The organism is Lysobacter ciconiae (genome assembly GCF_015209725.1).
In the GTDB taxonomy this organism is placed as follows: domain Bacteria; phylum Pseudomonadota; class Gammaproteobacteria; order Xanthomonadales; family Xanthomonadaceae; genus Novilysobacter; species Novilysobacter ciconiae.
Window position 1 is genome coordinate 259,098 of record NZ_CP063656.1, and the last position, 26,574, is coordinate 285,671.

A 26,574-nucleotide genomic window follows, 5' to 3' on the forward strand; every position below is an offset into this window, starting at 1 on the left:
TGGACTTGTCCGCCTCCTGCACCGATCGGTTGAATCACTCCGACGTGGCTGGCAAGGCGTAGGCGATGACCGCGTCGCCGGTTTTGGTGCCCAGCGAGCCGTGCCCGCCGGCGGCGACCACCACGTACTGGCGGCCATCCTCGCCCAGGTAACTCATCGGTGTGGCCTGGCCGCCGGCGGGGAGCCGGCTCTGCCACAACTGCGCGCCGGTGGAAACGTCGTAGGCGCGCATGTAGTAATCCAGCGTGCTGGAAAGGAAGGCGACTCCGCCGGCCGTCATGATCGGACCGCCCAGGTTGGGCACGCCCATGCGGAACGGCAGCGGCAAGGGCGAGCTGTCGCGCACGGTGCCGTTCCGGTGCTGCCAGATGCGCTTGCCCGTGGTCAGGTCGGACACCGCCACGAAGCCCCACGGTGGCGCCTGGCACGGCAGCCCGAGCCTCGACACAAACGGTGTCAGCGATATCGCGAACGGGGCACCGAAGTTTTCGTTGAGCGCGGGCAAGGCCTCGCTGCCCGGCGGGACTTTGCCGTCATTGACATACAGCTCGGTGGCGTTTTCGCGCGGTACCAAGCGCGAGACGAACGCCAGCCGGGTGGGCGTGGTGAAGGTGATCTGGCGCTCCGGGTCCACCGCCACGCCGCCCCAGTTGAACACCCCGAAGTTGCCCGGATACACCAGCGTGCCCTGGGTGGATGGCGGGGTGTAGCGGCCTTCGTAGCGCAGCTTGCGCAGGTCGATGCGGCAGGCCAGCTGGTCGAACAGCGTCGCGCCCCACATGTCGCGTCCGCGCAGCGGCGGAGGATCGTAGGACAGCGCGGACACCGGCTGGGTGGGCGCGGTGTGGTCGCCGGCGGCGGCGCCTTGCGGCACCGCCGTTTCGGTCACCGGCAGGATGGGCTCGCCGGTCCGCCGGTCGAGCACGAAGACCTCGCCCTGCTTGGTCGGCTGTACCAGGGCAGGAATGCGCTGGCCGCGGACGGTCAGGTCGATCAGGCTTGGCTGCGCAGGCACGTCGTAGTCCCACAGGTCGTGATGCACCGTCTGGAACACCCAGCGCTCGCGGCCGGTGGCCAGGTCGAGCGCCACCACCGCTGACGAGTAGCGCTCCACGTCCGCGCTGCGGTTGCCACCCCACTGGTCGGGTGGCTGGTTGCCCATGGGCACGTACACCATGCCCAGCGCTTCATCCACGCTGGACGGCGCCCAGCTGTTGGGCGAGTTGGGCGTGTAGAGCCCGTCCGCCGCGATCGGCGCGGTCTGCTCCGGGTTGGCCGAGTCCCAGTTCCAGACCAGCGCGCCGGTATGCACGTCGAACGCGCGGATGACCCCGGACGCTTCGGTGGTGGAGACATTGTCCAGCACCGTGCCGGCCACGATGACCAGCGACGCGGTCACCACCACCGGCGAGGTGGAGTAGTAAGAGCCCGGATTGACGTAGGGCATGTTGGCCCACAGGTCGATCTGCCCGTCGCCGCCACCGAAGTCGGCGCACACCTTGCCGTCGTCGGGGTTGATCGCGATCAGGCGGCCGTCGGCGGTCGGCATGAAGAGACGTGACGGGCATTCGGCCGTGATCGGCAGGTCGATCGCCGCGATGGGCGCGCCGGACGGGGTTTGCTGTGCTGCGGGCGTTGTGGCCGGAACCGTCGCTGTCGTGGCGTTGATGGTTCCCTCGCCGGCGATGCTTGCCGAGGCAGCCGCCGACGCGCTCGCGTCGTTGTGATACGACAGGCCGCGGCAGGTCAGATGCTGCAGTGCCAGCTCGCCCTGGATCTTCGGGTCCAGTCGCCACACCTCCTCGCCGGTGGTGGCGTCCAGCGCGATGATCGACTGGTGTGGCGTGCAGAGAAACAGCCGGTTGCCGATCTTCAACGGCGTGACTTCGAACGTGGTCTCCTCCGGATCGCCGGACAGGCCGCGCACGTCGCCGGTGTGGTACGTCCACGCCACCTCGAGCTGGCCGGCGTTGGCCGGAGTGATCTGCGTCAGCGGTGAGTAGCGTTGGCCGTAGCCGGTACGTCCGTACGCGTGCCATTCGCCCGGCGGCACGCCCGACGGATCCACCCCCGTGCTGCCTGCGGCCATCGGCACGGTGCCCTTGATTGCGTGCGGGTCGCTGAACCAGGAAGCGACCGAGAGGATCGCCACCAGCGCCATCGCGACCGTCAGCGCAAGGCTGCCGCGAGCGGAGATGGCCGGGTGACCAGCGGCATCATGCCGGGCGCCTGCCGCAGGTTCGCCGGCAGCGTGCAAGCCGCGCCGCAGCCAGGGCGTCAGCAGCCAGATGCCGATCACGAACAACACCCCGAGGCGCGCCGCGAGCGGCCACCAGTCCAGGCCGGCTTCCCACAAGGACCACGCCAGCGAAGCCGCCAGCACCGCCGCGTAGATCCAGAGTGCCCATCGGCGGCGGAGCACCAGCCCGACTCCCGATGCTGCCAGTCCCAGCGCGGCCAGGGCGTAGTACCAGGAACCACCCAGCGCGATGAGCTGCGCGCCGCCCACACCCATCAGCAGCGCCATGACGAGCAGCAGTGCGCCCGTCAGCGGAGGGGCAATGCTGCGTCGGCGGTGGGTCATGTGCAGGGTTCCCTGGCTGGATGCTTGATCTGGATAACGCGCGCGGCGTCGACGCGACGTGGAGGGTGGTGTGCGACCCGCTGCGACACGGGGACATTCACTCCTCCGTGATCCGCCGCTGCGCACCGTAATGACTCCAGCGCGGCTGGCGTAACTTCGCTACCCGCGCCTGACACGACTCTCAACGGAAGACCCCATGGATCTGAAAAGCGGCTACCCGTTCTGGGCGGTCAAGAACGGCCTGATGCATGCCTTTGAGCCGCTGCAAAGCGATACCCGTTGCGATGTCGCCATCATCGGCGGTGGCATCAGCGGCGCATTGATCGCCGATACGCTTTCCGCTGCCGGTCACGAAGTGGTGCTGGTCGAACAGCGCGACATTGGCTGGGGCAGCACGGCGGCGAGCACGGCCTTGCTGCAATACGAGATCGACACCCACCTGACCGAGCTCAGCACGACGCTGGGCGAGGACAACGCGGTGCTGGCCTACCGCGCGTGCGTCGACGCGATCGGCATGCTCGAGGAGGTCGCCAACGGTCTGGGCGACACGGGCTTTGAACGTTGCGAGAGCCTGTACTACGCCAGCCGGGCACGCGACACGGGGAAGCTGCGCGAGGAGTACGCGCTGCGCCGCCGGCACGGGTTCGATGTCCGTTGGCTGGAGTCGGGTGAGATCAAGGAACGCTTCGGCATCCCCGCGCCGGCGGCGATCCTCAACCGCCCGGCCGCCAGCGTGGATCCCTACCGGCTCACCTACGGCCTGCTCACCCGGCTGCAGAAGCGCGGCGTGGGCGTGCACGACCGGACCCGCGTGGCCAGCGTGGTCACGCGACCGCGATCGGTGGAGCTCGCGCTGGAGAACGGCGCACGCCTGATCGCGGGCCACGTGATCGTGGCGGCGGGCTACGAGGGCGAGAACTTCCTGCCCAGCAACGTCGCCAGCAACCGCAGCAGCTACGCATTCGTCACCGATTCGATCAGCCGCGATGAGCTGGGCGCGCTGTCCACGACGATGATGTGGGAAACCGCGCGACCCTACCTCTACCTGCGCACGACCTCGGACAACCGTCTGCTGGTGGGCGGGGAGGACGACCGCGTGGACATCCCGCGGCGCCGCGATGCGATGGTCGACCGCAAGGCGCGCTCACTGGCGAAGAAGGCGCAGAAGCTGTTTCCGCATCTCGACATCGCCCCGACGTTCTCATGGGCCGGGACGTTCGCCGAGACCAGCGACGGCCTGCCGTATTTCGGGCCGCATCCGGCGACCGGCCCGCGGATGCTGTTCGCCATGGCCTACGGCGGCAACGGCATCACCTACTCGATGCTGGGCGCGGGGCTGTTGCGGGCGATGGTGGAGGGCAAGCCGCACCGCCTGGCGCCGCTGTTCACCTTCGAGCGCTTGGACACCTGACCGATCGCGCCCGTCCAGGACACCGCCGTCGCGCCCGGCTCAGCTGTCCAGCAATGCCCTGATCGCCGCCAGTCCGGCCGCCGCGCGCTCCTGCTTGTGCGCCGCGTCGGCAATCGGATCGGCGCCGTCGCGCTGGATCTCGGCGATGGGCAGCTCGTCCAAGAAGCGGCTCGGCTTGAGGCGGATCGTGTCGCCCCACTTCTGCGCCTTCTTCGAGTACGACAGCCACAGCCGTTCCTTGGCCCGGGTGATGCCGACGTACAGCAGCCGGCGCTCCTCCTCGAGGCTGCCTTCATCCAGGGCGGCATCGTGCGGCAGCGTGCCGTCCTCGACGCCGACGATGAACACGTAGCGGAATTCCAGGCCCTTGGCGCCGTGCAGGCTCATCAGGCGCACCTGGTTGCCGGCCTCGCCCTTGTCGGCGTGCGAGAGCAGCGTCAGCTGCGCGGCCAGCTCGCCCGGGCCGGCCCCCTTGCCGCCGTCAAACCAGTCGGCGAGTTCCTCCAGGTTGGCCTTGCGGCGCTGGAAGGACGCCTCGTCCTTGCACTGGGCGCGGATCGCCAGCAGCAGGCCGGACTTCTCCGCCAGCACGCGCACCAGTTCGGACGGCGGCAGCTTGCGTGCGTCCTCGCGCAGGCCGCGGACGATGCCGACAAAGGTGTTCAGCGCATTGCCGGCACGCGGCGGCAGCTGCTGCAGCGCGCCGACCGACTCGGCGGCGCGCGACATCGGCATGCCGGCACGCTGGGCCAGTTCGGCCAGTCGCGCCAGCGTGGTCGCGCCGACCTCGCGCTTGGGTGAGGTCACCGCACGCAGGAACGCGGCATCGTCGTCGGGATTGGCGATCAGGCGCAGCCAGGACATCGCGTCCTTGACCTCGCCGCGCTCCAGGAAGGCGGTGCCGCCGGTCAGGTGGTAGGGCACGCCGACCTGCTGCAGCGCCTTCTCCAGCGCGCGCGACTGGAAATTGCCGCGGAACAGGATGCAGAAATCGCTCCACGGCGTCTGCCGGGCGGTGGCGGTGAACTGGATCTCGGCGGCGACCTTTTCCGCCTCATGCGCACTGTCGCGGCATTCCCAGATGCGGATGCGCTCGCCGTCGGCCTGCTCGCTCCACAGCGTCTTGAGGTGGGTGTGCGGGTTGTTGGCGATCAGCGCGTTGGCCGCGCGCAGCACGCGGTTGGAGCAGCGGTAGTTCTGCTCCAGCTTGATCACCCGCAGGCTCGGGTAATCGGTCTCCAGCGACAGCAGGTTGTCGGGATTGGCGCCGCGCCAGGCGTAGATGGACTGGTCGTCATCGCCCACCACGGTGAACAGCCCGCTCGGCCCGGCCAGCGACTTGAGCAGCCGGTACTGGGCGTCGTTGGTGTCCTGGCACTCGTCCACCAGCAGGTAGCCAATGCGCTCGCGCCAGGCCAGCGCGCACTCCTCGTCGGACTCCAGCAACTGCACCGGCAGGCGGATCAGGTCATCGAAGTCGACCGCATTGAACGTGGTCAGGCGCGCCTGGTAGAGCGCGTAGACGGTGGCCGCCTCCACTTCGCGCGCGCTGCGGGCTTCGGCCATCGCCTGCTCGGGCGACAGGCCGGCGTTCTTGGCGCGCGAGATCAGGTTGCGCATGCCGTCCAGCACGTCCGGCTTGGTGCCCACACCCAGCAGGTCCTTGATCTGCGCGCCGCTGTCGTCGCTGTCGAAGATCGAGAAGCCGCGGCGCAGGCCGAGCTTGGCGTGTTCGATCTGCAAAAAGCGCAGGCCCAGCGCGTGGAAGGTGGAGATCGTCAGGCCGTCGGCGCCGTCGCCGCGGATGCGCTTGGCGACGCGTTCGCGCATCTCCTTGGCCGACTTGTTAGTGAAGGTGATCGCCGCGATGCGCCGGGCCGGCATGCGGCCGGATGCGATCAGGTGGGCGATCTTCTCCACGATCACGCGGGTCTTGCCGCTGCCGGCACCGGCGAGCACCAGCAGGGGGCCTTCGACGTGTTCGACGGCGGCGCGTTGGGGAGGGTTGAGGCCGTGCATGGGGACTGCAGTCACGCGATGGAGCGGCCGGGCAGTTTACCCCGGCCCCGCCGACGACTACCTTTGTCGGCTTCTCTCACCGGCTGTCATGGCTCAAGGATCACGGATGCTCCCTCGGCTGCTGTTTCGCGCGCTGCTCGCGCCCTGTCTGTTTGCCCTTGCTTTCACCGCCGCCGCGGCGCCGCCGGCGGAGGATCCGCTGGACGATCCGGTGATGCTTTCAGCGGGCTTCCTGGCCGGCCACCCCGACCTGAACTACCGCATCGAGGGCCAGAAGGCGCTCGACCACGGCCGCCTGCAGGACGCGCTGGCGTACTTCCGTCGCGCCAGCCTCTACGCCGACAAGGCCTCGCAGGCGATGGTCGGCGAGATGCTCTGGCAGGGCCGCGGCACCGAGGTGGACCGGCCACTGGCCTACGCGTGGATGGACCTGGCCGCCGAGCGCGGCTACCGCGGTTTCCTCCGCTTCCGCGAGCAGTACTGGGAGCAGCTGGACCAGGCCGAGCGTGATCGCGCGGTGGCCGAAGGCCAGGCGGTCTACGCGCGCTACGGCGATGCAGTCGCCCAGCCGCGGATGGCGGCGGTGCTGCGCCGCGCGCGCAGCCAGGTCACCGGCAGCCGCACCGGCTTCGTCGGCTCGCTGAAAATCGTCACCACCGGTCCGGCCGGGGAGTCGATCAACATCGACGGCTCCCAATTCCACGACGAGCGCTACTGGGATCCGAAGCAGTACGCCGCGTGGCAGGACAGCATCTGGATGAATCCGCGCGTGGGCACGGTCAACGTGGGCGAAACCGAGGTGCTGCCCAGGCGGGAACCCGGGTCCTGATCGCCTAAAATGCCGGCATGGCGAAGCTCTATTTCTACTATTCGGCGATGAACGCCGGCAAGACCACCAACCTGCTGCAATCGGCGCACAACTACCGCGAGCGCGGGATGCGGGTGCTGATCCTGGCGCCGCAGCTGGACAGCCGCGCCGGCAGCGGCACGGTGGCCTCGCGTATCGGACTGAGCGCTGCGGCGACCACGTTCACTCCCGAGCAGGACCTGCAGTCGTTGGTCGCCACCGACATCGCCGCACACGGCGAGTTGCACTGCGTGCTGGTGGACGAGGCTCAGTTCCTGCACAAGCCGCAGGTCTGGCAGCTGAGCGAGGTGGTGGACGCGTTCGGTATCCCGGTGTTGTGCTACGGCCTGCGCACGGACTTCCGCGGCGAGCTGTTCGAGGGCAGCCAATACCTGCTGGCTTGGGCGGATGAGATCAGCGAGATCAAGACGATCTGCCACAGCGGCAGCAAGGCGACGATGACCGTGCGCGTGGATGCGCAGGGCCGCGCGGTGCGCGACGGACCCCAGGTCGAGATCGGCGGCAACGAGCGCTACCTGTCGGTATCGCGCGCCGAATACAAGAAGGTGGTCCGCGGCGAGGGGTCGATCGACCCGATGCAGCCGCCGCTGTCCCTGCCGCCGGCGAGCGACTGACACGGCTCAGCCGCGGGTCCGTGCAGAAGGGTGGTCAGCCGCTGCAGGGCGTCCACCTGCCCAACCGGTATACCGTCGCTCGCGTGGATCGCCCCGACGCGCTCGAAGATGGGTTCGGAGCGCTGGAGGCGGGCACGGGCGACCCGGCAGCGCGAGAGCTGCGCCCGGAACGCCGCGGTCGGCAGCGGCGATGACAGCGGATGCTGGGCGATGCGTGGCAGTCCCGGCCGCATCACCTGGATGCACCCGGCCGGATCGCCAAGCAGCTCCGCCACCCGGCCGCGCTGGATCAGCGAGTCCAGGCGCAGTTGTTCCGGAACAGGGTCCACGTCGGCCAGCAGGCGTGCCTGGCGGTCCAGCAGACGCCGCGCCTGCTCAGGCTCGCCCAACCCGATGTGCAGGCCGGCGACCACGCCGAGCACCTCGGCCAAGGCGACCGGCTGGTCGGCCAGCTCGCGCTCGCCGCGCGCCACGGCGGTCATCAGCAGGGTGCGCATGTCCATCGGTTGACCGTCGCGGGTATCCCCGGCGCTCTCCAGCACCCCGATCATGAACGCCTGGATGGCCTGCGCGCGCGCCGCTTCCGCGACGGCCTGGCGGGACTGGACCATGCCCATCAGCAACGCGACCGTGAGCAGCGCGGTGGTCAGCGTGCCGGTCGCCAGCGGCCAGCGGTGTCGGCCGACGAACTTGCCCATCCGGTAGCGCCAGCTCTGCGCCCGTGCGCGCACCGGCCGGCCGCTGGCGTAGCGCAACAGGTCCTGCGCCAGCGCCTCCACCGAGGGATAGCGCTGCTCCGGCGGTTTGGACAGCGCCTTGAGGACGATGTTGTCCAGATCCCCGGCCAGCAGCCGCGCGCGCCGGCGCAAGGCCAGCGGGTCGTGCGCCGGCTCCGGGACGGTCGCGCCGACGGGTTGCAGCAGCGCCTGCGACGGCCGCACCGGGTCGTGCATCAGGATGGATTCCTCCCATGCCGCGTCGCTGCCGCGCACGGGGCGGTAGGGCTTGGCATCGACCAGCAATTCGTACAGCACCACGCCCAGCGAATAGACGTCGGTCATGGTGGTGACCGGCTCGCCGAGGATCTGCTCGGGGGCGGCGTAGTGCAGGGTGAAGGCGCGCGCATCGGTTCGGGTGCGCTCCGGGCCGTTGTCGCTGTCGAGGAGTTTGGCGATGCCGAAATCGAGCAGGCGGACGTCGCCGCCGGGCGTCACCAGGATGTTGGAGGGCTTCAGGTCGCGGTGGACGATCAGGTTGGCGTGGGCGTGGCTGACCGCCGCGCAGACCTGCTCGAACATGTGCAGGCGCGTGGCCAGCGGGGTGTCGTGCTCGCGGCAGTAGTCGGTGATCGGTATGCCGTCGATGTATTCCAGCGCCAGGTAGGGCAGGCCTTCGCTGCTGATGCCGGCATCGAGCAGGCGGGCGATGTGCGGGTGGGCCAGCCGGGCGAGGATCTGCCGCTCGCGGCTGAAGCGCAGGCGCAGGTTGGTGTCCACCAGGCCCGGACGCAGCAGTTTCAGGCCCACGCGGCGCTGGTAGAGCCCGTCGGCGCGCGAGGCGAGCCAGACCTGCCCCATCCCGCCTTCGCCGAGGAGGTGCTCCAGCCGGTACGGCCCGACCTGGCGCCCGGGCATCACCAGCTGGCTGGGCTTGAGCGCCGGCTCGGCGAGGAAGCTCTCGTCCTCGTCCAGCGCGATCAGCGCCGCCAGCTCGTCGGCCAGTCCCGGGTCCTCGGCGCGCACCCTGTGCAGGCGGCGCTCGCGGGCGCCCGGGTCCAGCCCGAACAGCTCGTCGAGGAGGGGGGACATCCGTTGCCAGCGTGCTGGGTCCATGCGTCCTTCCGTGTTGTGCGTCGCGCCCCGGGCGAGTCAGCTGCTCAGGCTTGCGGCGCGTCGCGCAGCGATGCCAGCAGGAACACCCGTGCCTTCTGCCAGTCGCGCCGGATGCTGCGCTCGGAGCGGTCCATCACCGCGGAGATTTCCGGCTCCGAGAGTCCACCGAAATAGCGCAGCTCGACCAGCTGCGCCAGTTTCGGGTCGACCTGTCCCAGTCGGGTCAGGGCCACGTCCAGCGCGAGCATGTCGTCATCCAGGCGCAAGCCGCCTTCCAGGTCTTCGGGCAGGTCGGTTACCCGGTGCAGGTCGCCGCCGCGTTTCTGCGCCAGCCGTTGCCGGGCGTAGTCGACCACTACCGAGCGCATCGCCGTGGCCGCGTAGGCGAAGAAGTGCGCGCGATCGTCAAACTGGGCTTCGCGCTTGCCCCAGAGTTTCAGATAGGCCTCATGGACGAGCGCGGTGGCGTTGAGGGTCTGGCCGCGCTGCTCCGCCAACTGGCGCCGGGCCATGCCGTGCAGCTCGTGGTAGAGCGCGGAAAGCACCTCGTCGAGTGCCCCGCGACCGCCCCCACGGGCCGCTTGCAGAAGCTGGGTAATATCGCCGCTGTCAGCCATAGCACGTCCCTTCCTTGTGACGTTGAATATAGCGCGTTGTGACACATGTCACGGAAATAGTACAAGCAGCCGCGGCCGCGGCAGGTTCAGCGTTGGCAGTTGCTGCACCACACGCTGGTGCGCTGGCCGATCGACGCCTGTTTCAGTGCACGGCCACAGCTCGGGCATGGTGCGCCGCCCTGGCCATAGACCGACAGCTGCTGGACGAAATAGCCGGTGTTGCCGTCGGGACTGATGAAGTCGCGCAGCGTCGTGCCCCCCTGCGCGATGGCGGCCTCCAGGACGCGGCGGATTTCCCCGGCCAGCAGGCGGTAGCGCTCGCGCGAGATTCGCCCGGCGGCCCGCAACGGCGAGATCCCGGCCGCGAACAGGGCCTCGGCGGCGTAGATGTTGCCGACCCCGACCACCACCGCCTGGTCCATCAGGAAGGCCTTCACCGGGGCGCGGCGTCCGCGGCCCAGGGCGTACAGATAGTCGCCGGTGAACGCGTCCGACAGCGGCTCCGGCCCGAGCGACGCCAGCAGGGGATGGACGCTGCCGGGTGCCTGCCACAACACGCTGCCGAAACGGCGCGGGTCGTGCATCCGCAGCACGCGCTCGTTGTCCAGGAGCAGGTCGACGTGGTCGTGCGGGCGCGGCGGCGTGTGCGCCGGGATCACCCGAAGGCTGCCGGACATGCCCAGGTGCAGCAGCGCGCTGCCCACGGCCGTATCCAGCAGGAGGTACTTCGCCCGGCGACGCACCCCGAGGATCCGCTGGCGGGGCAGCAGCGTGCTGATTTCCGCTGCGATCGGCCACCGCAGGTCGGTCCGACGCAGGGTCGCGGCGATGACCGTGCGGCCGGTGAGGTGGGGGGCGAGGGCGGCGCGGGTGGTCTCGACTTCGGGCAGCTCGGGCATGCGCACAGTCTACGGCGCGCCGGACTTCGGAGCGCCCGGACCGTCGCTGCGCTGAACGGTTCACGGTGGCGCGGGGGCGCATCGCGGCGCCCGCGGATTCAGCTGAATGGTCCCGATGCACAGTTGTGCACTGGCGTGTCATCATCAATGGTTCCGGCGTGCAAACCTCGCTGGATTGATCCGGGCACGCGCCCGGCGCCCTTCCCCGGAGTCATGAAATGCCCGCTTCTTTGCTCGACTTCCTCGCCGGTGGCGTGCTGCAACCCAGTTGGGGTGCGCTCGCGGTCTACGTGCTGGTGGTCACCCAGTTGACGATCTTTGCCGTCACCCTGTACCTGCACCGCTCGATGACCCATCGCGGCGTTGAATTCCACCCGGCGATCAACCACTTCTTCCGTTTCTGGACCTGGCTGACCACGTCGATGATCACCCGCGAGTGGGTGGCGATCCACCGCAAGCACCACGCCACCTGCGAGACCGAGGAGGACCCGCACAGTCCGCTGACCAAGGGCATCGGCAACGTGTTCTGGCGCGGCGTGGAGCTTTACCGCGAGGCCCGCAGCGACCGCGCGTCGATCGAGAAGTACGGCAAGGGCTGCCCGGACGACTGGATCGAGCGCCATGTGTACACCCCGCATGCGACCCTCGGCCCGACCCTGCTGCTGTTCATCAACTTCGGCTTGTTCGGGTTTGCCGGCGTGGCGGTCTGGGCGATCCAGATGCTGTGGATCCCGTTCTGGGCCGCGGGCGTGGTCAACGGCATCGGCCACTGGTGGGGCTACCGCAACTTCGAGACCACCGACAAGGCGACCAACATCACGCCGTGGGCGTTCTGGATCGGCGGTGAGGAGCTGCACAACAACCACCATGCGTTCCCCAGCTCGGCCAAGTTCGCGCTGCGCAAGTTCGAGTTCGACATCGGCTGGACGGTGATCCAGGCGCTGCAGCGCGTTGGCCTGGCCAAAGTGCTGCGGGTCGCGCCGACGCTGGACGTGCGGCCCAACATCAGCATGCCGGACCGCGAAACACTCAAGGCCCTGCTGGCGATCCGCTTCCAGGCGATGACCGACTATTACCGCAAGGTCACCCTGCCGGCGTTGCGGGCCAATGACGAGAAACTGCCGCGCAAGCTGCGCAAGGGCCTGGCCGACGGCGGCCGCTGGCTGGACGACGAGAAGCGCGCCCGCCTGCAGGCCTGGCTGGCGGACCGTCCGCACATGGCGACGCTGGCCGAGTATCGCCAGCGCCTGCAGCAGGTGCTCGACGAGCGCTCCAACGACGCGCAGGCCACGCTGCAGAAGCTGCACGACTGGTGCGTGGAGGCCGAGGCCACCGGCAATCATGCGCTGCAGCAGTTCTCCGCGCGCCTGAAGGGCTACACCCTGGTACCGGCGCAGGCGTGACCGCCGCGGGCCGTCATCGGCTGCGCGCTTTGGCGGTCCCGTTGCTGGCGACGGGACTGGCCGCGATGGCGTGGCTATCGAGCCCGGCGTCCGCGCAGGCCAGGGTCGAGACCACCGGTGATTACCTGCAGCGCATGGACGTCGACGGCGATGGCCGGGTCTCGCTGGAGGAGTACCTGGCCTGGATGAGCTACGCGTTCGATGCCATGGATGCCAACGGCGATGGCGTGCTCGACCCGGCCGAGCAGCCGGGCGGGACGGGCAAGGCGATCACCCGCAGCGAGCACCTCGCGCGCCTGACCGCGCGTTTCCGCCGGCAGGACGCCAACCGCGACGGTTTCCTCAGCGCCAAGGAATTGGCCGCACCGCCGCAATAGGCGTCGCGACCCGACGCCCGCAGGCGTCTACTACCAAGGTCGTGTGTCCGCTCCGGCGGGTACCTCCTACATTTCGATGGCAACCACCCCGCTCAGGGGTGCGGCCATCACTTGGGAGGACGTGCGATGCAGGCGAACAACGTGATCGAACGGGTGCTCGCTCACCCCAAGTACGAGGAACTGACGCGCAGGCGCGGACGCACCAGCCTGTGGTTTTTCCTGCTGATGCTGGTGGTGTATGCCGGCTTCATCCTGACCTTGGCCTATTGGCCTGACGTGTTCGCCCGGCCGATCGGGCCCGGTTTCACGATGAGCGTGGGCGTGCTTACCGCGATCATCGTCGCGATCAGCGCGGTGGTGATGATTTCCGCCTTTGTGCACATCTCCAACAAGCACTACGACCCGCTGATCGACGCCATCGTGAGGGACGTGAAGTGAGGGCCGCCATCGCGCCGTGCGCCGCGGCCGTCGCGGTCCTGCTGCCGGTGCCCGCCTTCGCGGCAACCAAGGGGCAGGCCAACACCTCGGCGATCGTCATGTTCCTGGTGTTCATCGTCGCCACGATGTTCATTACCTGGTGGGCGGCCAAGCGCACCAAGACCACCTCGGATTTCTACACCGCCGGCGGCGGCATCACCGGCTTCCAGAACGGCCTGGCGATCGCGGGGGATTACCTGTCGGCGGCGTCGTTCCTGGGCATCGCCGGCATGGTCTACGTCAGTGGCTTTGACGGCATGATCTACGCGATCGGCTTCCTGTTCGGCTGGCCGGTGGTGATGTTCCTGATCGCCGAGCGGCTGCGCAACCTGGGTCGCTACAACTTCGCCGACGTGACCTCCTACCGGCTGTCGGAAACGCCGCTGCGCGTGCTGGCGGCGAGCGCGTCCTTGCTGGTGATCGCGCTGTACCTGATCGCGCAGATGGTCGGCGCCGGCAAACTCATCGTGCTGCTGTTCGGCATCCGCTACGAACTGGCGGTGTCCATCGTCGGCGTGCTGATGATCATGTACGTGGCGTTCGGCGGCATGACCGCGACCACCTGGGTGCAGATCATCAAGGCGGTGCTGATGCTGATCGGCGCCACGCTGATGGCGTTCCTGGTGCTGAAGGCCTTCAGCTTCAATCCCGACGCGATGCTGGCCGAGGCGGTGCGCATCCACCCCAACGGGCTCGCGATCATGGCCCCGGGCTCACAGGTCAGTGCCAACCCGCTCAACGCGCTCTCGCTGGGACTCGCGCTGGCCTTCGGCACCGCCGGGCTGCCGCACATCCTGATGCGCTTCTTCACCGTGCCCAACGCGAAGGAAGCGCGCCGCTCGGTGATCTACGCCAGCTCGTTCATCGGCTACTTCTACCTGCTGACCTTCATCATCGGTTTCGGCGGCATCGCCCTGTTGTACCAGCACCCGGAGTACTTCACCGCCAATCCCGACGGCAGCATCGACATCATCAACGGACTGGTCGGCGGTACCAACATGGTGGCGGTGCACCTGGCCAACGCAGTCGGTGGCAGCCTGTTGCTGGGCTTCCTGGCGGCGGTGACCTTCGCCACCATCGTGGCGGTGGTGGCCGGGCTGACCCTGGCCGGTGCGGCGGCGATCTCGCATGACCTGTACGCCAACGTGTTTGCCCGCGGCCGGGCGACGGAGAAGCAGCAGATGAAGATCTCGCGCATCTCCACGGTGACCCTGGGCGTGATCGCGATCCTGCTGGGCATTGTGTTCGAGAACCAGAACGTGGCCTTCATGGTCGGCCTGGCCTTCGCCATCGCGGCCAGTGCCAACTTCCCGGTGCTGGTGCTGTCGATCGCCTGGCGTGGGTGCACGACGATGGGTGCGACGATCGGCGGCTTCATCGGGCTGGTGGTGGCGACGGCGTGGGTGACCCTGAGCAAGACCGTGTGGGTGGACGTGTTCGGCTTCGCGGAGCCGATCGTGCCCTTCCCGAACCCCGGCATCCTGTCGATCCCGCTGGCGTTCATCGCGATCTGGCTGTTCTCGGTGCTGGACCGCAGCCCGCGCGCGGATCGCGAACGCGCCGCCTTCGATGCGCTGCGCGTGCGCAGCGAGACGGGCATCGGCGCCTCCTCGGCAAGCGACCACTGACGCGGGGGGCTACCCTCGGTCCACAGACACAGGAGCGATGACGCCATGTACAAGCACATAGTGATTGCGACCGACGGTTCGGAGCTGGCGGGCAAGGGACTGGAGCAGGGCCTGGAGCTGGCGGCGGCATTGGGCGCGCAGGTGACCATCGTCACCGCGTCCGAGCGCTGGACACCGGCGGACGCGGGGGTGGTGTGGGGCGGCTCGGCGAGCATGCTGCAGGAGTACCGGACCCACGTCACCAACCAGGCCAACGAGGTGCTGGCGGCCGCCGCGGCGCGCGCCGACCAGCTTGGTGTGCGCTATGAGTCGGTCTACGTCGCCGAGCGCTACCCGGCCGATGCGATCCTGGAAACCGCCGCCGGGATTGATGCGGACCTGATCGTCATGGCGAGCCATGGGCGCCGCGGTTTGAACCGGTTGCTGATCGGCAGCCAGACGAATGCGGTAATTGCCCACAGCAACATTCCGGTGCTGGTGGTGCGCTGAGGGTTTGCGGGAGGCGGGACCGTTGGACCGTGAGGGGCCCCGCCGCGGCCGGGAGGTCTTCGCTGCTCATGTCCCCCGGCCTCCGCCTGCCGGCGGAACCCTCCTCCCTTTACTTCGCTGCGAAGACCTCCCGACCACGACGGGCTCGGCGGGTGGGGACCTCCATCCGCTGAAAGTCGGGCTTTCACCACGGCCGCGGCGTACCCCGCAAGACGGGTGGGATTGCCGTTGAGGGCGAAATAAAGGAGGAGGCGACGGCCGAAGGCTGTCGCCGGGGGACATTCGCCCTCAACGGCAGGCCCACCCGTCCCCGGCATCGCCGCAGTCCGTCGCGACGTTCCGGCTCACTGAAACCGGACCCAGTCGCGTGGGTCCGGCCGCTCGTGCACTCCAGCAGCTCAGCCGCCAGGTTCAGAAGGTGTAGCGGGCCAGGGTGTGCAGGCGGACCAGCTCGCCGTCCGTACCGGACTCCAGCGTGCGCTCACCCCAGATCGCCTCGATGCCCAGATCGAGCTTGGGCACCGGCGACCAGATCAGGTTGGCGTGCGCCGAATGCACCCGCCGGGTGACCCCGAGGCCAGTCAGGTCGGTCCGGTTGTCCCACTGCGAGCGCGCGTAGTAGAGGTTGCCGCGAAGCTGCGGGCTGAAGGCATGGCGCAGACCTGCATACGCCGCCCAGCCGCCGAGCGCGTCGAGGTTGCCGCTGGCGTCGACCATCGCATCCTGTTGCACGGTGGCCAGGCCTATGTAACGCCCGAAACCTTCTCCGCCGGTGACCTGGTAACGCAAGTCGGTGCTGTCGCCGAGTTTGACCAGTCCGCTGACGCTGGCGGCGAAGCCGGTGCTGCTCTCGGCGCTGCCGGCGACGGGCTCGTGCTTGAGCTGCCGCGCCATGCCGGCCACGCTGAAGTGGCCCCAATCGCCCTTGCCGGTGTAGCGGGCGACCAGGTCGGGCACGCTGTTGTCGCCGCTGATCACGCGCGGACCGCCGCCAAAGGGCTGCACCGTCGTTTCGGGGTTTTCCAGCGACACGCTGAAGGGTCCGCTGGTGTAGCGGATCTGCGGCTGGCGCACGAACACCACCGCATCGGTGGGGCCGACGAAGTCGACCGAGTCGAGCAGGGCCGCGGTGTCCATGAAGTTGGACCAGGTCTGGCCGACCAGCAGCCGGTTCCAGGTCAGGTAGGCGTGGCGGATGGTGGCGCCATAGGTGTTGGTCGCCGCCGTGTTGCCCAGCGAGCCGCCGAAGAAATCCAGCTCGAAGCGCGCGCCCAGCTTGTCGCCCGAATCCAGCTCGGTGCTCGCGTCGAACCACAGGCGCGAGAATTTGACGTGGCTGTCGAGGTAGGCGTCGCCGCCATCGCCGCCGACCGGGATGGCGCCCGGCACGTAGAAATCGCGGCCGGCGGTGCTCTTGGCGATTTCGCCGTCGCTGGTGCTGGTCGACATCGCGTCGACGCGAATCATGCCGCCGACGGTGAAGCGGGTGCCGGGGTTGGCCTGCGGGGTGATCGTGGTGGTCTGGATGGGAGCGGTCTGGGCTGGCTTGGCCGGCAGCGCGGCGGCAACCGGTTGGCTTGCCGGCACCGGCATCGTGCCCTGCCTGGTGGTGTCGGCATCGGCGAGCGACTGCTGCGCCAGCATCTGCTCGACCAGCCGCTCCAGCTCGGCCACGCGGGCCTCCAGTGCCTGCTCGCGGTCGGTCTGCGCCAGCGCCACGCCGGGCGCGAGCAGCGCAACCAGCAGCGCGGCCGCCAGTGGCCGGCGACGCCATTGCGTCGATGCGCCGGTGGTGCCGGCGCGGTTGGATCGGGGCATGTTTCCCTCCACGGCTTCCGCCAGGTGACGGGTTGCCGACGGGCTGCCGGCCACCTGTTTTGGAGGGTATGCGTAAAACGTGCGCATTCACGCGTGCCTAGACCAAGGTCTAAACCGCGCCGTGACCGGATGCGGCACACTCGACAGGGACAAACCGCTCAGGAGGCCACGCCCATGAACATGCCCCGGGACATCTACCCAGTGCCGGCCGATTTCGCTGTCAACACGCGCGTCAATCGGGAGCAGTATCAGGCCCTGTACAAGCAGTCGCTGGACGATCCGGACGGGTTCTGGGCCGGCGTGGCCGAGCGCCTGGAGTGGATGAAGACGCCCACGAAGATCAAGAACACCAGCTTCGACCTGGCCGACTTCCGCATCCGCTGGTACGAGGACGGCGAGCTCAACGTCAGCGTGAACTGCCTGGACCGGCACCTGGAGAGCCGCGGTGACAAGACCGCGCTCATCTTCGAGCCCGACAGCCCCGACACGCCGGCCGAGCGCATCAGCTACCGCGAGTTGCACCGCCGCGTGTGCAAGCTGGCCAATGCATTGCGCGCGCTGGGCATCGGCAAGGGCGACCGGGTCACCATCTACCTGCCGATGATCCCCGAGGCGGCAATCGCCATGCTCGCGTGCGCGCGCATCGGCGCGGTACACATGGTGGTGTTTGGCGGTTTTGCGGCCAACTCGATCGCCGACCGGGTCTCCGACAGCGGCAGCAAGTTGATCATCACCGCCGACGAGGGCCTGCGCGGTGGCCGCAAGGTGAAGCTGAAGGTCAACGTCGATGCGGCGCTCAAGCTGCCCGGCACCAACACCGTGGAAACCGTGCTGGTGGTGCGCCACACCGGCGCTGCGGTCGACATGCAGATGCCGCGCGACCGCTGGTACGACGCCGTGGTCGACGGGCAGCCGGAGGCCTGCGAGCCGGAACGCATGAACGCGGAGGACCCGCTGTTCATCCTCTACACCTCCGGCAGCACCGGCAAGCCCAAGGGCGTGCTGCACACGACCGGCGGCTACCTGGTCTATGTCAGCTACACCCACGAGACCATCTTCGACCTGCGCGAGGACGACGTGTACTGGTGCACCGCCGACGTCGGCTGGGTCACCGGCCACAGCTACATCGTCTACGGCCCGCTGGCCAATGGCGCGACCTCGCTGATCTTCGAGGGCGTGCCCAACTACCCCGACATGTCGCGCTTCTGGCAGGTGGTCGACAAGCACGAGGTGACCACGTTCTACACCGCGCCGACCGCGATCCGCGCGCTGATGCGCGAAGGCGAGGGGCCGGTGAAGGCGACCTCGCGCAAGTCCCTGCGCCTGCTGGGCAGCGTCGGCGAGCCGATCAACCCAGAGGCCTGGCGCTGGTACCACGACGTGGTCGGCGAGGGCCGCTGCCCGATCGTCGACACCTGGTGGCAGACCGAGAACGGCGGCATCCTGATCTCGCCGCTGCCCGGCGCGACCGACCTCAAGCCCGGCTGCGCGACCAACCCGTTCTTCGGCGTCAAGCCCGCGATTGTCGACACCAACGGCAACTTCATCGAAGGCGAGGGCTCGGGCAACCTGGTGATCACCGACTCCTGGCCGAGCCAGTCGCGCAGCATCTACGGCGATCACCAGCGCTTCATCGACACCTATTTCAAGACCTACCCGGGCACCTACTTCACCGGTGACGGCTGCCGGCGCGATGCCGACGGCGACTACTGGATCACCGGCCGCGTGGACGACGTGATCAACGTCAGCGGCCACCGCATCGGTACCGCCGAGGTGGAGAGCGCGCTGGTCTCGCACGACAAGGTTGCCGAGGCCGCGGTGGTCGGCTTCCCGCATGACCTGAAGGGCCAGGGCATCTACGTCTATGTGACCCTGATCGCCGGCGAGGTCGCCAGCGATGAGCTGCGGGTCGAGCTGATCCGCCACGTGCGCGCCGAGATCGGTCCCATCGCCTCCATCGACCACCTGCAGTGGGCGCCCGGCCTGCCCAAGACCCGCTCTGGCAAGATCATGCGGCGGATCCTGCGCAAGATCGCCGAGAACGCGCCCGACCAGCTGGGCGACACCAGCACCCTGGCCGATCCTTCGGTGGTGGATTCGCTGGTCAAGGAGCGTTACATCCCCGAGTGACCGACGGCCATCCGCCTGCCGTCACGACATCCTTTCCCGGCCCGGCCTTTACGGACCGGGAAAGGCGGAGTCCGCCGATGCCCACCCTGCTGATCGCCGATGATCACCCGCTGTTCCGCGAGGCCCTGCGCGGGGTGGTCGCGCGGGTGATGCCGGGCGCGAGCCTGCACGAGGCGGACAGTGTCGACGCGCTCTACACGCTGGTCGATGCGGAGCCCGATGCCGACCTGCTGCTGCTGGATCTCAACATGCCCGGCGCGCAGGGCTTCAGCGCGTTGGTGCACCTGCGCTCGATCCATCCGCAGCTGCCGGTCGTGGTGGTCTCCGCGCGCGAGGAACCCGCGGTGATGCGCCGTGCGCTGGACCACGGGGCGGTCGGCTTCATCCCCAAGTCCGCCGATGCCGCGACCCTGGCCGAGGCGATCACCGCGGTGCTTGACGGCGATCGCTGGGCGCCGCCGGCCGCCTTCAATGCGCCGGCGGCCAACGCGGAGGAGCGCGACGCCGCCCGCCGCCTGCGCGATCTCACCCCTCAGCAGTTCCGGGTGCTGCAGATGATCGGCTCGGGCCTGCTCAACAAGCAGGTCGGCTACGAACTGGGCGTCTCGGAGGCGACCATCAAGGCGCACGTCACCGCGATCCTGCGCAAGCTGGGCGCCAACAACCGCACCCAGGCGGTATTGATCGCCGGTCGGCTGGCGCTGGACCCGGGCAGTATCGCGTTGCCGCCCGACGAGGATTAGCGGCCGCGCTTACGGATTGGCGAGGATGCGCGGCTGCGCCGCCAGGAACGCGCGCAAGGACGCCGGTTTGATCGGCTTGGTCAGTACCAGGCAGCGGTGCGTCCGGGCCGCATGCTTGAGCGCGTCGCTGCCGTCCCCGGTCAGCAGCGCGGCCGGCAGCCCGTCGCCCAGGCGCTCGCGCAGCAGGTCGATGATGCCCAGGCCGTCGAGGCGGTCGTGCAGGTGGTAGTCGACCAAGGCCACGTCCGGGGTGTCGGCAACGGGCAGCGCGTCGAGCAGCGCGATCGCCCCGTCCGCGGATGCGGCGGTCAGGGTGATGGCGTTCCAGCGGCTCAGCAGCGCGCGCATGCCGTCGAGGATCTCGCGGTCGTTGTCGATGCACAGCACTCGCAGCCCGGCCAGCGAGTCGGCGGCGTCCGCGATCCGCTCGGTGGGCGCATCACTGTCGGTCGTATGCGGCTGGCCCAGCGGCACGGTGATGGAGAACACGCTGCCGCCGCCGACCCGCGCGCGAACACGCAATGGATGATCCAGCGTGCGCGCGATGCGCTGGCAGATCGACAGGCCCAGGCCGAGGCCGCGCTCACCGCGGCCGGGATGATCGAAGCGGCGGAACTCGTCGAAGATCTGCTCCAGGTGGTGCGGCGAGATGCCCGGCCCGGTGTCCCAGACCTGCAGTTCCACCGCGCCGTCGCGCATGCGCGCGGCGATCAGCACGCCGCCGGTGCGGGTGTAGCGCAACGCGTTGGCTAAGAAATTCTGCAATGCCCGACGCAGCAGGCGGCGGTCGGTGTGGACCATCAGGGGAGCGGCGGGCGCGCGCACGCGCAGTTGCAGGCCACGGCTGGCGGCGACGGCCGAGTGCTGGTGGGAGAGCTCGCGCAACAGCTCGTTGACGTCGAAGTCCGCGATCTCCGGGCGCAGCACGCCGGCGTCCAGGCGCGAGATGTCCAGCAAGCCGTCCAGCAGGTCTTCCGCCGCGCGCAGCGAGACATCCACCCGCTCGGCCAGACGCGCCTGCTCGGCCGGCTCCTCGCTCTCGCGCAAGGCCGAGGTGAACAGCCGCGCGGCATTCAGCGGTTGCAGCAGGTCGTGGCTGACCGCGGCCAGGAACCGGGTCCGCGATTGCTGGGCGTCCTCAGCCTCACGCGTGCGCAGCTCGACGCGCTGCTCCAGGGTCTCGTTGGATTCGCGCAGCGCCTGCTCCACGCGTTTGTACTCGGTGATGTCGCTGTAGCTGGTCACGTAACCGCCGCCATCCAGCGGCCGTCCGTGCAGCTCGATCACCTGGCCACTGTCGCGCACGCGCTCAAATACGTGAGGCGCGCCCGCGTTGAGGTGGTCCAGCCGCCGTTGTACCTGCTCGTCCACGTCGCCCGGTCCCATCTCGCCGCGCTCGGCGTTCCAGCGCAGCAGGTCGGCGACCGGCCGACCGACATAGAGCATGCCGTCGGGGTAGTCGAACAGCTCCTGGTAGCGCCGGTTCCAGGCCACCAGCCGCATCCGCGCGTCGACCACGCTGACGCCCTGGCTGATGTTCTCCAGCGTCGTGGCGAGTATCTGGCGGTTGAAGCGCAGTTCCTGGTTGGCCTCGTCCAACAAGGCGACCACCTCGCCCAGCTCCATGCCCGAGCCGCGCAGGGCCGTGGTCAGGGTCAACCGCGCCGAGGCCGAGCCGATCGCCGCGGCGAGCAGGCGCTCGGTGAACTGGGCCAATGCGCGGTCGGCCGGGCGATCGCCCTTCCACGGTTGGCCCTGCTGGCGGGCGTAGTCCTCGAACGCGCGCCGGGCACGACGCTCGCCGACGATGCGTTCGGCCAGCGCCAGCAGGTCGCCGCCGCGCACGCTGCCGGCCCAGCCGCCGGGACTAAGCGGCGGCCGCTGCGCGTACGGATCCAGGAACGGCGCCGCCCGCAACTGCTCGTTCAGGCGCGGCCGGCTGCGCACCGACAGGTAGACGAACGCACTGACGTTGAACAGCAGCGACCAGAACACGCCGTGGGTCAGCGGGTCCCAGCCGACCAGGCCGAACAGCTGCTCGGGCTGCAGCCAGGTGATCCCGAACGGGCCCACATCCACCCATTGCGCATTGATCCAGCCGCCGTGGGCGAGGCTGGGCAACATAAGCGTGTAGATCCACAGCGCGCCGCCGGCGCCGATGCCGGCCAGCGCGCCCGCCCGGCTGGCCCCGCGCCAGTACAGGCCTCCGATCAGCGCCGGCGCGAACTGGGCGACCGCGGCAAAGGCGAGCAGGCCGTGTTGCGCCAGCCCACTGCCGCCGGAACCGCGCGCGTAGGCGTAGGCCATCAGCGCCAGGGCAAGGATCGTCGCCCGGCGCACCCACAGCACGCGCTGCTCGATGCCCGGCCCGGTCCGGCGCAGCGCCCCGGTGCGCAGCAAGGCCGGGACGATCAGGTCGTTGCTGACCATCGTCGCCAACGCCACGCTGGTGACGATCACCATCCCGGTCGCGGCCGAGAAGCCGCCGATGTAGACCACCAGCGCCAGCGCACTCTGGTCCAGCGCCAGCGGCAGGGCGAGCACGTAGGTGTCGGGGGAGATGCCGCTGCCACCCAGCACCGCCTGCCCGGCCAGCGTGATGGGCACCACCATCGCGCTGATGATCACCAGGTAGCCGCCGAAGAACCAGCGCGCCATGCGCAGGTCCCCGACGTTCTGGCACTCCACCACGGCGACGTGGAACTGCCGCGGCAGGCAGACCAGCGCGGTGAACGCGAGCAGCGTCTGGGCGACGAAGCCGACCGGCAGGCCGGGCCGGGTCACCTCATCGGCGGCCTGGACGATACGGTCGCCGAAACCGCCGATGCCGGGCAGGTGCATGAGCGCGAACACACCGATGGCTACGAAAGCGACCAGCTTGACCAGCGACTCCAGCGCGATCGCCAGCACCATGCCGCGGTGGTGCTCGGTGGCGTCGATCTGGCGGGTGCCGAACAGGATCGAGAACACCGCCAGCAACAGCGCGGTATACAGCGCCGGATCGGCCAGCAGGCTCGCGCTGGCCGGGACGCCGGCCAACACCTGGATGCTGTCGGCGACCGCCTTGAACTGCAGCGCCACATACGGAATCGCGGCGATCAGCGCCAGCAGCGAGACCATCGCCGCCAGTCCCGGCGCGCGGCCGTAACGTGAGGAGAGGAAGTCGGCGATCGAGGTGATCCGCTGCTCGTCGGAGATCAGCACCAGCCGTTCCAGCAGGCGCCAGCCGAACATCAGCAGCAGCAACGGCCCCAGGTAGATCGGCAGGAATCCCAGGCCGGTGCGCGCCGCCGTTCCGACCGCGCCGTAGAACGTCCACGACGAGCAGTACACCGCCAGCGCGAGGGCATAAACGGCCGGGCGCAGCCACGCCCGGGTCGGCGCGTGCTGCCTGCGGTCGCCGTAGTAGGCGACCAGGAACAGCATGCCCACGTAGGACACCGACACCAGTAACAGGATCCAGCCAGGAATCACCCGAGCGCGCCTCCAGACCGCCGAGCCAGGACCGTCAAACCACGGCCGTCGAACCAGGGCCGTCAAACCAGGGCCGTCGAACGCCGAGTGTAGGACGGCGCGCGGCGCTGCGCGCGAGGCTCGGTCATGCCGGGCAACGCCGTCAGTGGTCGGTATGCCAGGCGGTCATCGCCAGCTGCGCGTCCGGAAGCGGTAGATCGCGGAGCATCCAGTCCAGGTTGGCGCCGCGCATGCCGGTGCCGGCAAGCAGCGCGTTGCGCGCCACCGGATCGCAGCCGCGTGCATCCGGGCGCAGGTACGGGCCCAGTGCGTCCATCAGGCTGTGCAGCTCCAACTGGGCCTTGATGTCGCCGACCTCGTGGGCGCGCGCGTCGCTTGCGATAAGGCGTGACTGCGCCTCGTCGTTCTGGCCATTGGCGAACGCGACCACCACGCCGATCTGGTCGAGGCGGTGGAATTGCTGCCACGAGGCGCCGGGAAGGCGTTGGCGCGCAGCTGCCGACAACCGGGTCGCTTCACTGAAGTGCCCGCGGGCGACGGCAATTTCCCCCAGGCCGATCTCCGCATCGGCGATCAGCCATTCGTAGCCGGTGTCCTGCAGCGCCGCGAGGGTTTGGGTGTACAGCGTGTGCGCGGTGTCCAGGTCCTCGGCGCGTGCCAGCAGGTAGGCTGTCCAAAGCGCTGCGGCCCAGCGCTCCGGGGAGGGCGGCATCGCCTGGATGTCGCTGACCCGCTCCTGCAGCGCGGGTGCCGCGTTACCGGCATCGCCGGCCATCAGGTCGATCATCGCGCCTACGGTCAGCGCGTAGTTGCCCAGATACGCCTGCCGCGTGTCGGCGCATTGCGCGCGGCGCGCGCGGGCGTCCTGCAGGCGGCCCTGGGTCAGCAAGAGCTCGGCGCGCGCGCAGGCCAGGCGCGCCAGCGCATCGGCCGGCAGCGGCGGGTCGCCCTCGCGGGCGAGGCGGTCCACGGTCTGGTCGAGTGCCTGGCTGGCCGCCGGATAGTCGCCGCGGATGCCGTGTACGAAGCCTTCAAACTGGTCCAGCCAGGTCGCCGTGTCGCCGGTGAGCGGACCGGCGCGGATCTGCCGGATGCGCTCGGTGGCGCGCTCGAACCGGCCCAGCAGCAGGTCCTCGTTGAGCAGGTCGACCTGCAGCTCCTGCTGCGCGGAGACATCGCCCACGCTTTCGGCAATCGCCAGCGCGTCTTTCAGCCGGCGGCGGTACTCGCCCAGATTGCCGGCGCTGCGTTGCTGGAAGGCGACGCCCCGCAGCAGCTGGATCTCCAGATTGCGGTAGCCGCCGGCGCGTGCGTGCGCCAGCAGGGTATCCAGCTCCTTGGAGCGGCCCGCGGTGGGCAGCATCAGCTCGCCCGACACGCGGGCGTGCAGGGCGTCGATTTCCGCACCGACCGAGGCGAACAGGCGTGCGGCTTCGGCGAAGCCTTCCTGGCCGGCCTCGGGGCCGCGCTGGAACGCGTGGACGCGGGCCTGCAGCAGTGTGGCGGCCGCCAGCTCGCGCTCCCAACCCTTGCCGGCGTCGCGCGCCAGCTGGGCCGCCTGGGTGGCGTGCTCCAGCACCGCATCGCTGTCCAGGCGCACCCCTTCGATCTCCGCCAGGGTGAGGCGCCACTGGATCTGGACGCCCAGCGGTTGTCGTTGCCACTGCGTTCCGTCCAGCGCCAGCAGCGCGGCGTCCGGGTCGCCGCCGCGCATTTCATGCCACGCCTGCTCCAGCCGGAACGAGATCCGCTGCGGGTAGCGGGCGGCCAGTTCGGCGTACGCCACGGCCGTCTCGTTGGCGCGTTGCGGGTCCACCGACAGCGCCGCGGCAGCCAGCACGCTGGCGACGTCCGCGGAGACCGGCGTCAGCAGCCGTGCGGCATGGGCCACGTGCTCCATGGCCAATCGCGCCTGGCCCAGACGGTATTGCGCCATGGCCATTTGCAGATGCGCCAGGCCGAACTGCGGTGCCTGCTGCAGCACGGCCGCCAACCCGGCGGCGGCGCTGGCCATGTCGCGGGAACTGTAAGCCTGGTAGGCCGCGGCGTAGCTGCGCATCGCCGGCTCACCCATCTCCAGGCTGGGCCAGGGATCGTCACGCCGCGCCGGCACCAGTTCTTCCAGCACCTGACGCGACAGCGTATCGATGAGCCCGGGCATCTGTGCGGCACTGCCGCGCAACTCCAGCTGGCGGGTCCCGCCGGGAGCGTCGAAGCGCGCGCGGATAAAACGCTCCTCGGGCTGGTCGGCGGATTTTCCCGCGCTCAGCAGCACGACCTGCGGCGAGTTCTGAGTCGCATCCGCGGCCAGATGGGCCTCTGTCAGCAAGGTCACCTCAGGCAGCGCGTTCAATTTCCACTCCAGCCAGGCGTGCAGCACCGTCGCCGGCCAGCGGGCATCGCTGTCTTCGCCGTTGCCCACCTCCATCAGCGCGACGGCCACCGGCTGCAGCGGCGGCAGTTGCGTGGGTTGACCGCCCAGGCGGGCCAGGCCCAGCAGCGCGACCAGCAGCATCAGTCCGGCGGCGCTGGCAACGGCCAGCCAGCCCAGCTGGATACGGGGCCGGGGCCGCGCAGCGGGCACTCCACCGGTGGCGGCATGGCCGGGCCGCGCTCCGGATGCGAAGCCGGGTGCTTCGGCAGCAAGCGGAGTCGGTGCCGGCCCAACGGGAGCCTCCACGACCAAGGTGGTAGACGTGCTGGCGGGCACCGGCGGCGCGGGCAGGATGTCGGTCGCCAGGCTTTCAATGGGTATCGCCTGCACCGGCGCGGGCGGATCGAACACGTAGCCGCCTTTTGCGACCGTTCTTATCCACGGCTTGCGCGTCGAGCCCAGCGCCTTGCGCAGGGTCCATATCGCCTGCGACAGGTTGGCGTCCTCGACCACGACCCCGGACCACACCTGCTCCAGCAGCGCACTGCGCGAATGCAGCACATGCGGCTGCGACAGCAGGATCAAGAGCACGTCAAACACGCGCTGGGGAAGTTCGGCGGTCTGCTCGGGCGTGATGACGTGGCGATAGCGCAGGTCAAGCTGCAGGTCGGCGACCTGGAGCATTCCTGTATCGCTGGGCCAAGGCAGCCTGTCCGCCATGGTCATGGATTGCACCTGTCCCGGGATCTGCTTCCGTTCAATGCCAAGTAGAGCGCTGGCCGCTGCGCATCCGTATCCCCGCCCGGATGTCAGGAGC

At 69.2% G+C, this 26,574-nt stretch carries 18 protein-coding genes; 10 read left to right on the forward strand and 8 right to left on the reverse strand.

The features are described 5' to 3' along the window. Nucleotides 1–34: 34 nt before the first annotated feature. Nucleotides 35–2,584 (reverse strand): glucose/quinate/shikimate family membrane-bound PQQ-dependent dehydrogenase, encoded by a 2,550-nt coding sequence (locus tag INQ41_RS01165; protein ID WP_193985506.1) that lies wholly within the window; start codon nt 2,582–2,584, stop codon nt 35–37. A 196-nt stretch (nt 2,585–2,780) separates the two neighbouring features. Between INQ41_RS01165 and INQ41_RS01170 the strand changes: the two genes are divergently transcribed. Next, entirely contained in the window at nt 2,781–3,995 is a 1,215-nt protein-coding gene (locus tag INQ41_RS01170; RefSeq protein ID WP_193985508.1) for an NAD(P)/FAD-dependent oxidoreductase, read from the forward strand. 39 nt (nt 3,996–4,034) lie between these two features. On the opposite strand, the gene INQ41_RS01175 is transcribed toward INQ41_RS01170, so the two are convergent. Continuing rightward, nucleotides 4,035–6,014, reverse strand: coding sequence for a UvrD-helicase domain-containing protein (locus INQ41_RS01175; protein ID WP_193985510.1), 1,980 nt, complete (start codon nt 6,012–6,014; stop codon nt 4,035–4,037). Nucleotides 6,015–6,120: 106 nt separating this feature from the next. Here INQ41_RS01175 and INQ41_RS01180 point away from each other — a divergent pair, with 106 nt between their 5' ends. Next, a complete protein-coding gene (locus INQ41_RS01180; RefSeq protein ID WP_193985512.1) occupies nt 6,121–6,843 on the forward strand; it encodes a sel1 repeat family protein in 723 nt (240 codons plus the stop codon). Nucleotides 6,844–6,860: 17 nt separating this feature from the next. Continuing rightward, nucleotides 6,861–7,496: a thymidine kinase gene (locus tag INQ41_RS01185; RefSeq protein WP_193985514.1), complete on the forward strand. Its 636-nt coding sequence runs from the start codon at nt 6,861–6,863 to the stop codon at nt 7,494–7,496. On the opposite strand, the gene INQ41_RS01190 is transcribed toward INQ41_RS01185, so the two are convergent. The 3 genes from INQ41_RS01190 to mutM form a co-directional block, all read right to left on the reverse strand. Continuing rightward, nucleotides 7,394–9,304: a serine/threonine-protein kinase gene (locus INQ41_RS01190; RefSeq protein WP_193985516.1), complete on the reverse strand. Its 1,911-nt coding sequence runs from the start codon at nt 9,302–9,304 to the stop codon at nt 7,394–7,396. The two genes, INQ41_RS01185 and INQ41_RS01190, sit on opposite strands and share 103 nt — an antisense overlap. Nucleotides 9,305–9,372: 68 nt before the next feature. Further along, nucleotides 9,373–9,945: an ECF-type sigma factor gene (locus INQ41_RS01195; protein WP_193985518.1), complete on the reverse strand. Its 573-nt coding sequence runs from the start codon at nt 9,943–9,945 to the stop codon at nt 9,373–9,375. A gap of 86 nt (nt 9,946–10,031) precedes the next feature. After that, a complete protein-coding gene (mutM, locus tag INQ41_RS01200) occupies nt 10,032–10,844 on the reverse strand; it encodes a bifunctional DNA-formamidopyrimidine glycosylase/DNA-(apurinic or apyrimidinic site) lyase (RefSeq protein WP_193985520.1) in 813 nt (270 codons plus the stop codon). Between the two features lie 218 nt (nt 10,845–11,062). On the opposite strand from mutM, the gene INQ41_RS01205 reads away from it, so the two are divergent. The 5 genes from INQ41_RS01205 to INQ41_RS01225 all read left to right on the forward strand — a co-directional run bounded on the left by INQ41_RS01205 (nt 11,063) and on the right by INQ41_RS01225 (nt 15,218). Further along, nucleotides 11,063–12,247, forward strand: coding sequence for a DesA family fatty acid desaturase (locus tag INQ41_RS01205; RefSeq protein ID WP_193985521.1), 1,185 nt, complete (start codon nt 11,063–11,065; stop codon nt 12,245–12,247). Nucleotides 12,248–12,312: 65 nt separating this feature from the next. Next, the gene (locus INQ41_RS01210) at nt 12,313–12,624 is read left to right on the forward strand and encodes an EF-hand domain-containing protein (protein ID WP_193987138.1); all 312 of its coding nucleotides are present in this window, start codon (nt 12,313–12,315) and stop codon (nt 12,622–12,624) included. A 126-nt stretch (nt 12,625–12,750) separates the two neighbouring features. After that, on the forward strand, nt 12,751–13,062 hold the full coding sequence (locus tag INQ41_RS01215; protein WP_193985523.1) for a DUF485 domain-containing protein: 312 nt from the start codon (nt 12,751–12,753) through the stop codon (nt 13,060–13,062). A gap of 8 nt (nt 13,063–13,070) precedes the next feature. Beyond that, nucleotides 13,071–14,729 (forward strand): cation acetate symporter, encoded by a 1,659-nt coding sequence (locus INQ41_RS01220; RefSeq protein ID WP_193987139.1) that lies wholly within the window; start codon nt 13,071–13,073, stop codon nt 14,727–14,729. Between the two features lie 45 nt (nt 14,730–14,774). Further along, entirely contained in the window at nt 14,775–15,218 is a 444-nt protein-coding gene (locus INQ41_RS01225) for a universal stress protein (protein ID WP_193985525.1), read from the forward strand. Between the two features lie 411 nt (nt 15,219–15,629). Here the strand turns inward: INQ41_RS01225 and INQ41_RS01230 are convergent, their stop codons facing one another. Further along, on the reverse strand, nt 15,630–17,036 hold the full coding sequence (locus INQ41_RS01230) for a DcaP family trimeric outer membrane transporter (protein WP_193985527.1): 1,407 nt from the start codon (nt 17,034–17,036) through the stop codon (nt 15,630–15,632). 180 nt (nt 17,037–17,216) lie between these two features. On the opposite strand from INQ41_RS01230, the gene acs reads away from it, so the two are divergent. Together acs and INQ41_RS01240 are read left to right on the forward strand one after the other, a co-directional pair. Next, the gene (gene acs / locus INQ41_RS01235) at nt 17,217–19,166 is read left to right on the forward strand and encodes an acetate--CoA ligase (RefSeq protein ID WP_193987140.1); all 1,950 of its coding nucleotides are present in this window, start codon (nt 17,217–17,219) and stop codon (nt 19,164–19,166) included. Between the two features lie 77 nt (nt 19,167–19,243). Continuing rightward, nucleotides 19,244–19,909, forward strand: coding sequence for a response regulator transcription factor (locus INQ41_RS01240; protein ID WP_193985528.1), 666 nt, complete (start codon nt 19,244–19,246; stop codon nt 19,907–19,909). A 9-nt stretch (nt 19,910–19,918) separates the two neighbouring features. Here INQ41_RS01240 and INQ41_RS01245 read toward each other — a convergent pair whose 3' ends face one another. Both INQ41_RS01245 and INQ41_RS01250 read right to left on the reverse strand, forming a co-directional pair. After that, nucleotides 19,919–23,383: a hybrid sensor histidine kinase/response regulator gene (locus tag INQ41_RS01245; RefSeq protein ID WP_193985530.1), complete on the reverse strand. Its 3,465-nt coding sequence runs from the start codon at nt 23,381–23,383 to the stop codon at nt 19,919–19,921. Nucleotides 23,384–23,525: 142 nt separating this feature from the next. Beyond that, complete coding sequence (locus INQ41_RS01250) at nt 23,526–26,441, reverse strand: winged helix-turn-helix domain-containing protein (RefSeq protein ID WP_193985532.1); 2,916 nt, start codon at nt 26,439–26,441, stop codon at nt 23,526–23,528. Nucleotides 26,442–26,574: the final 133 nt, after the last annotated feature.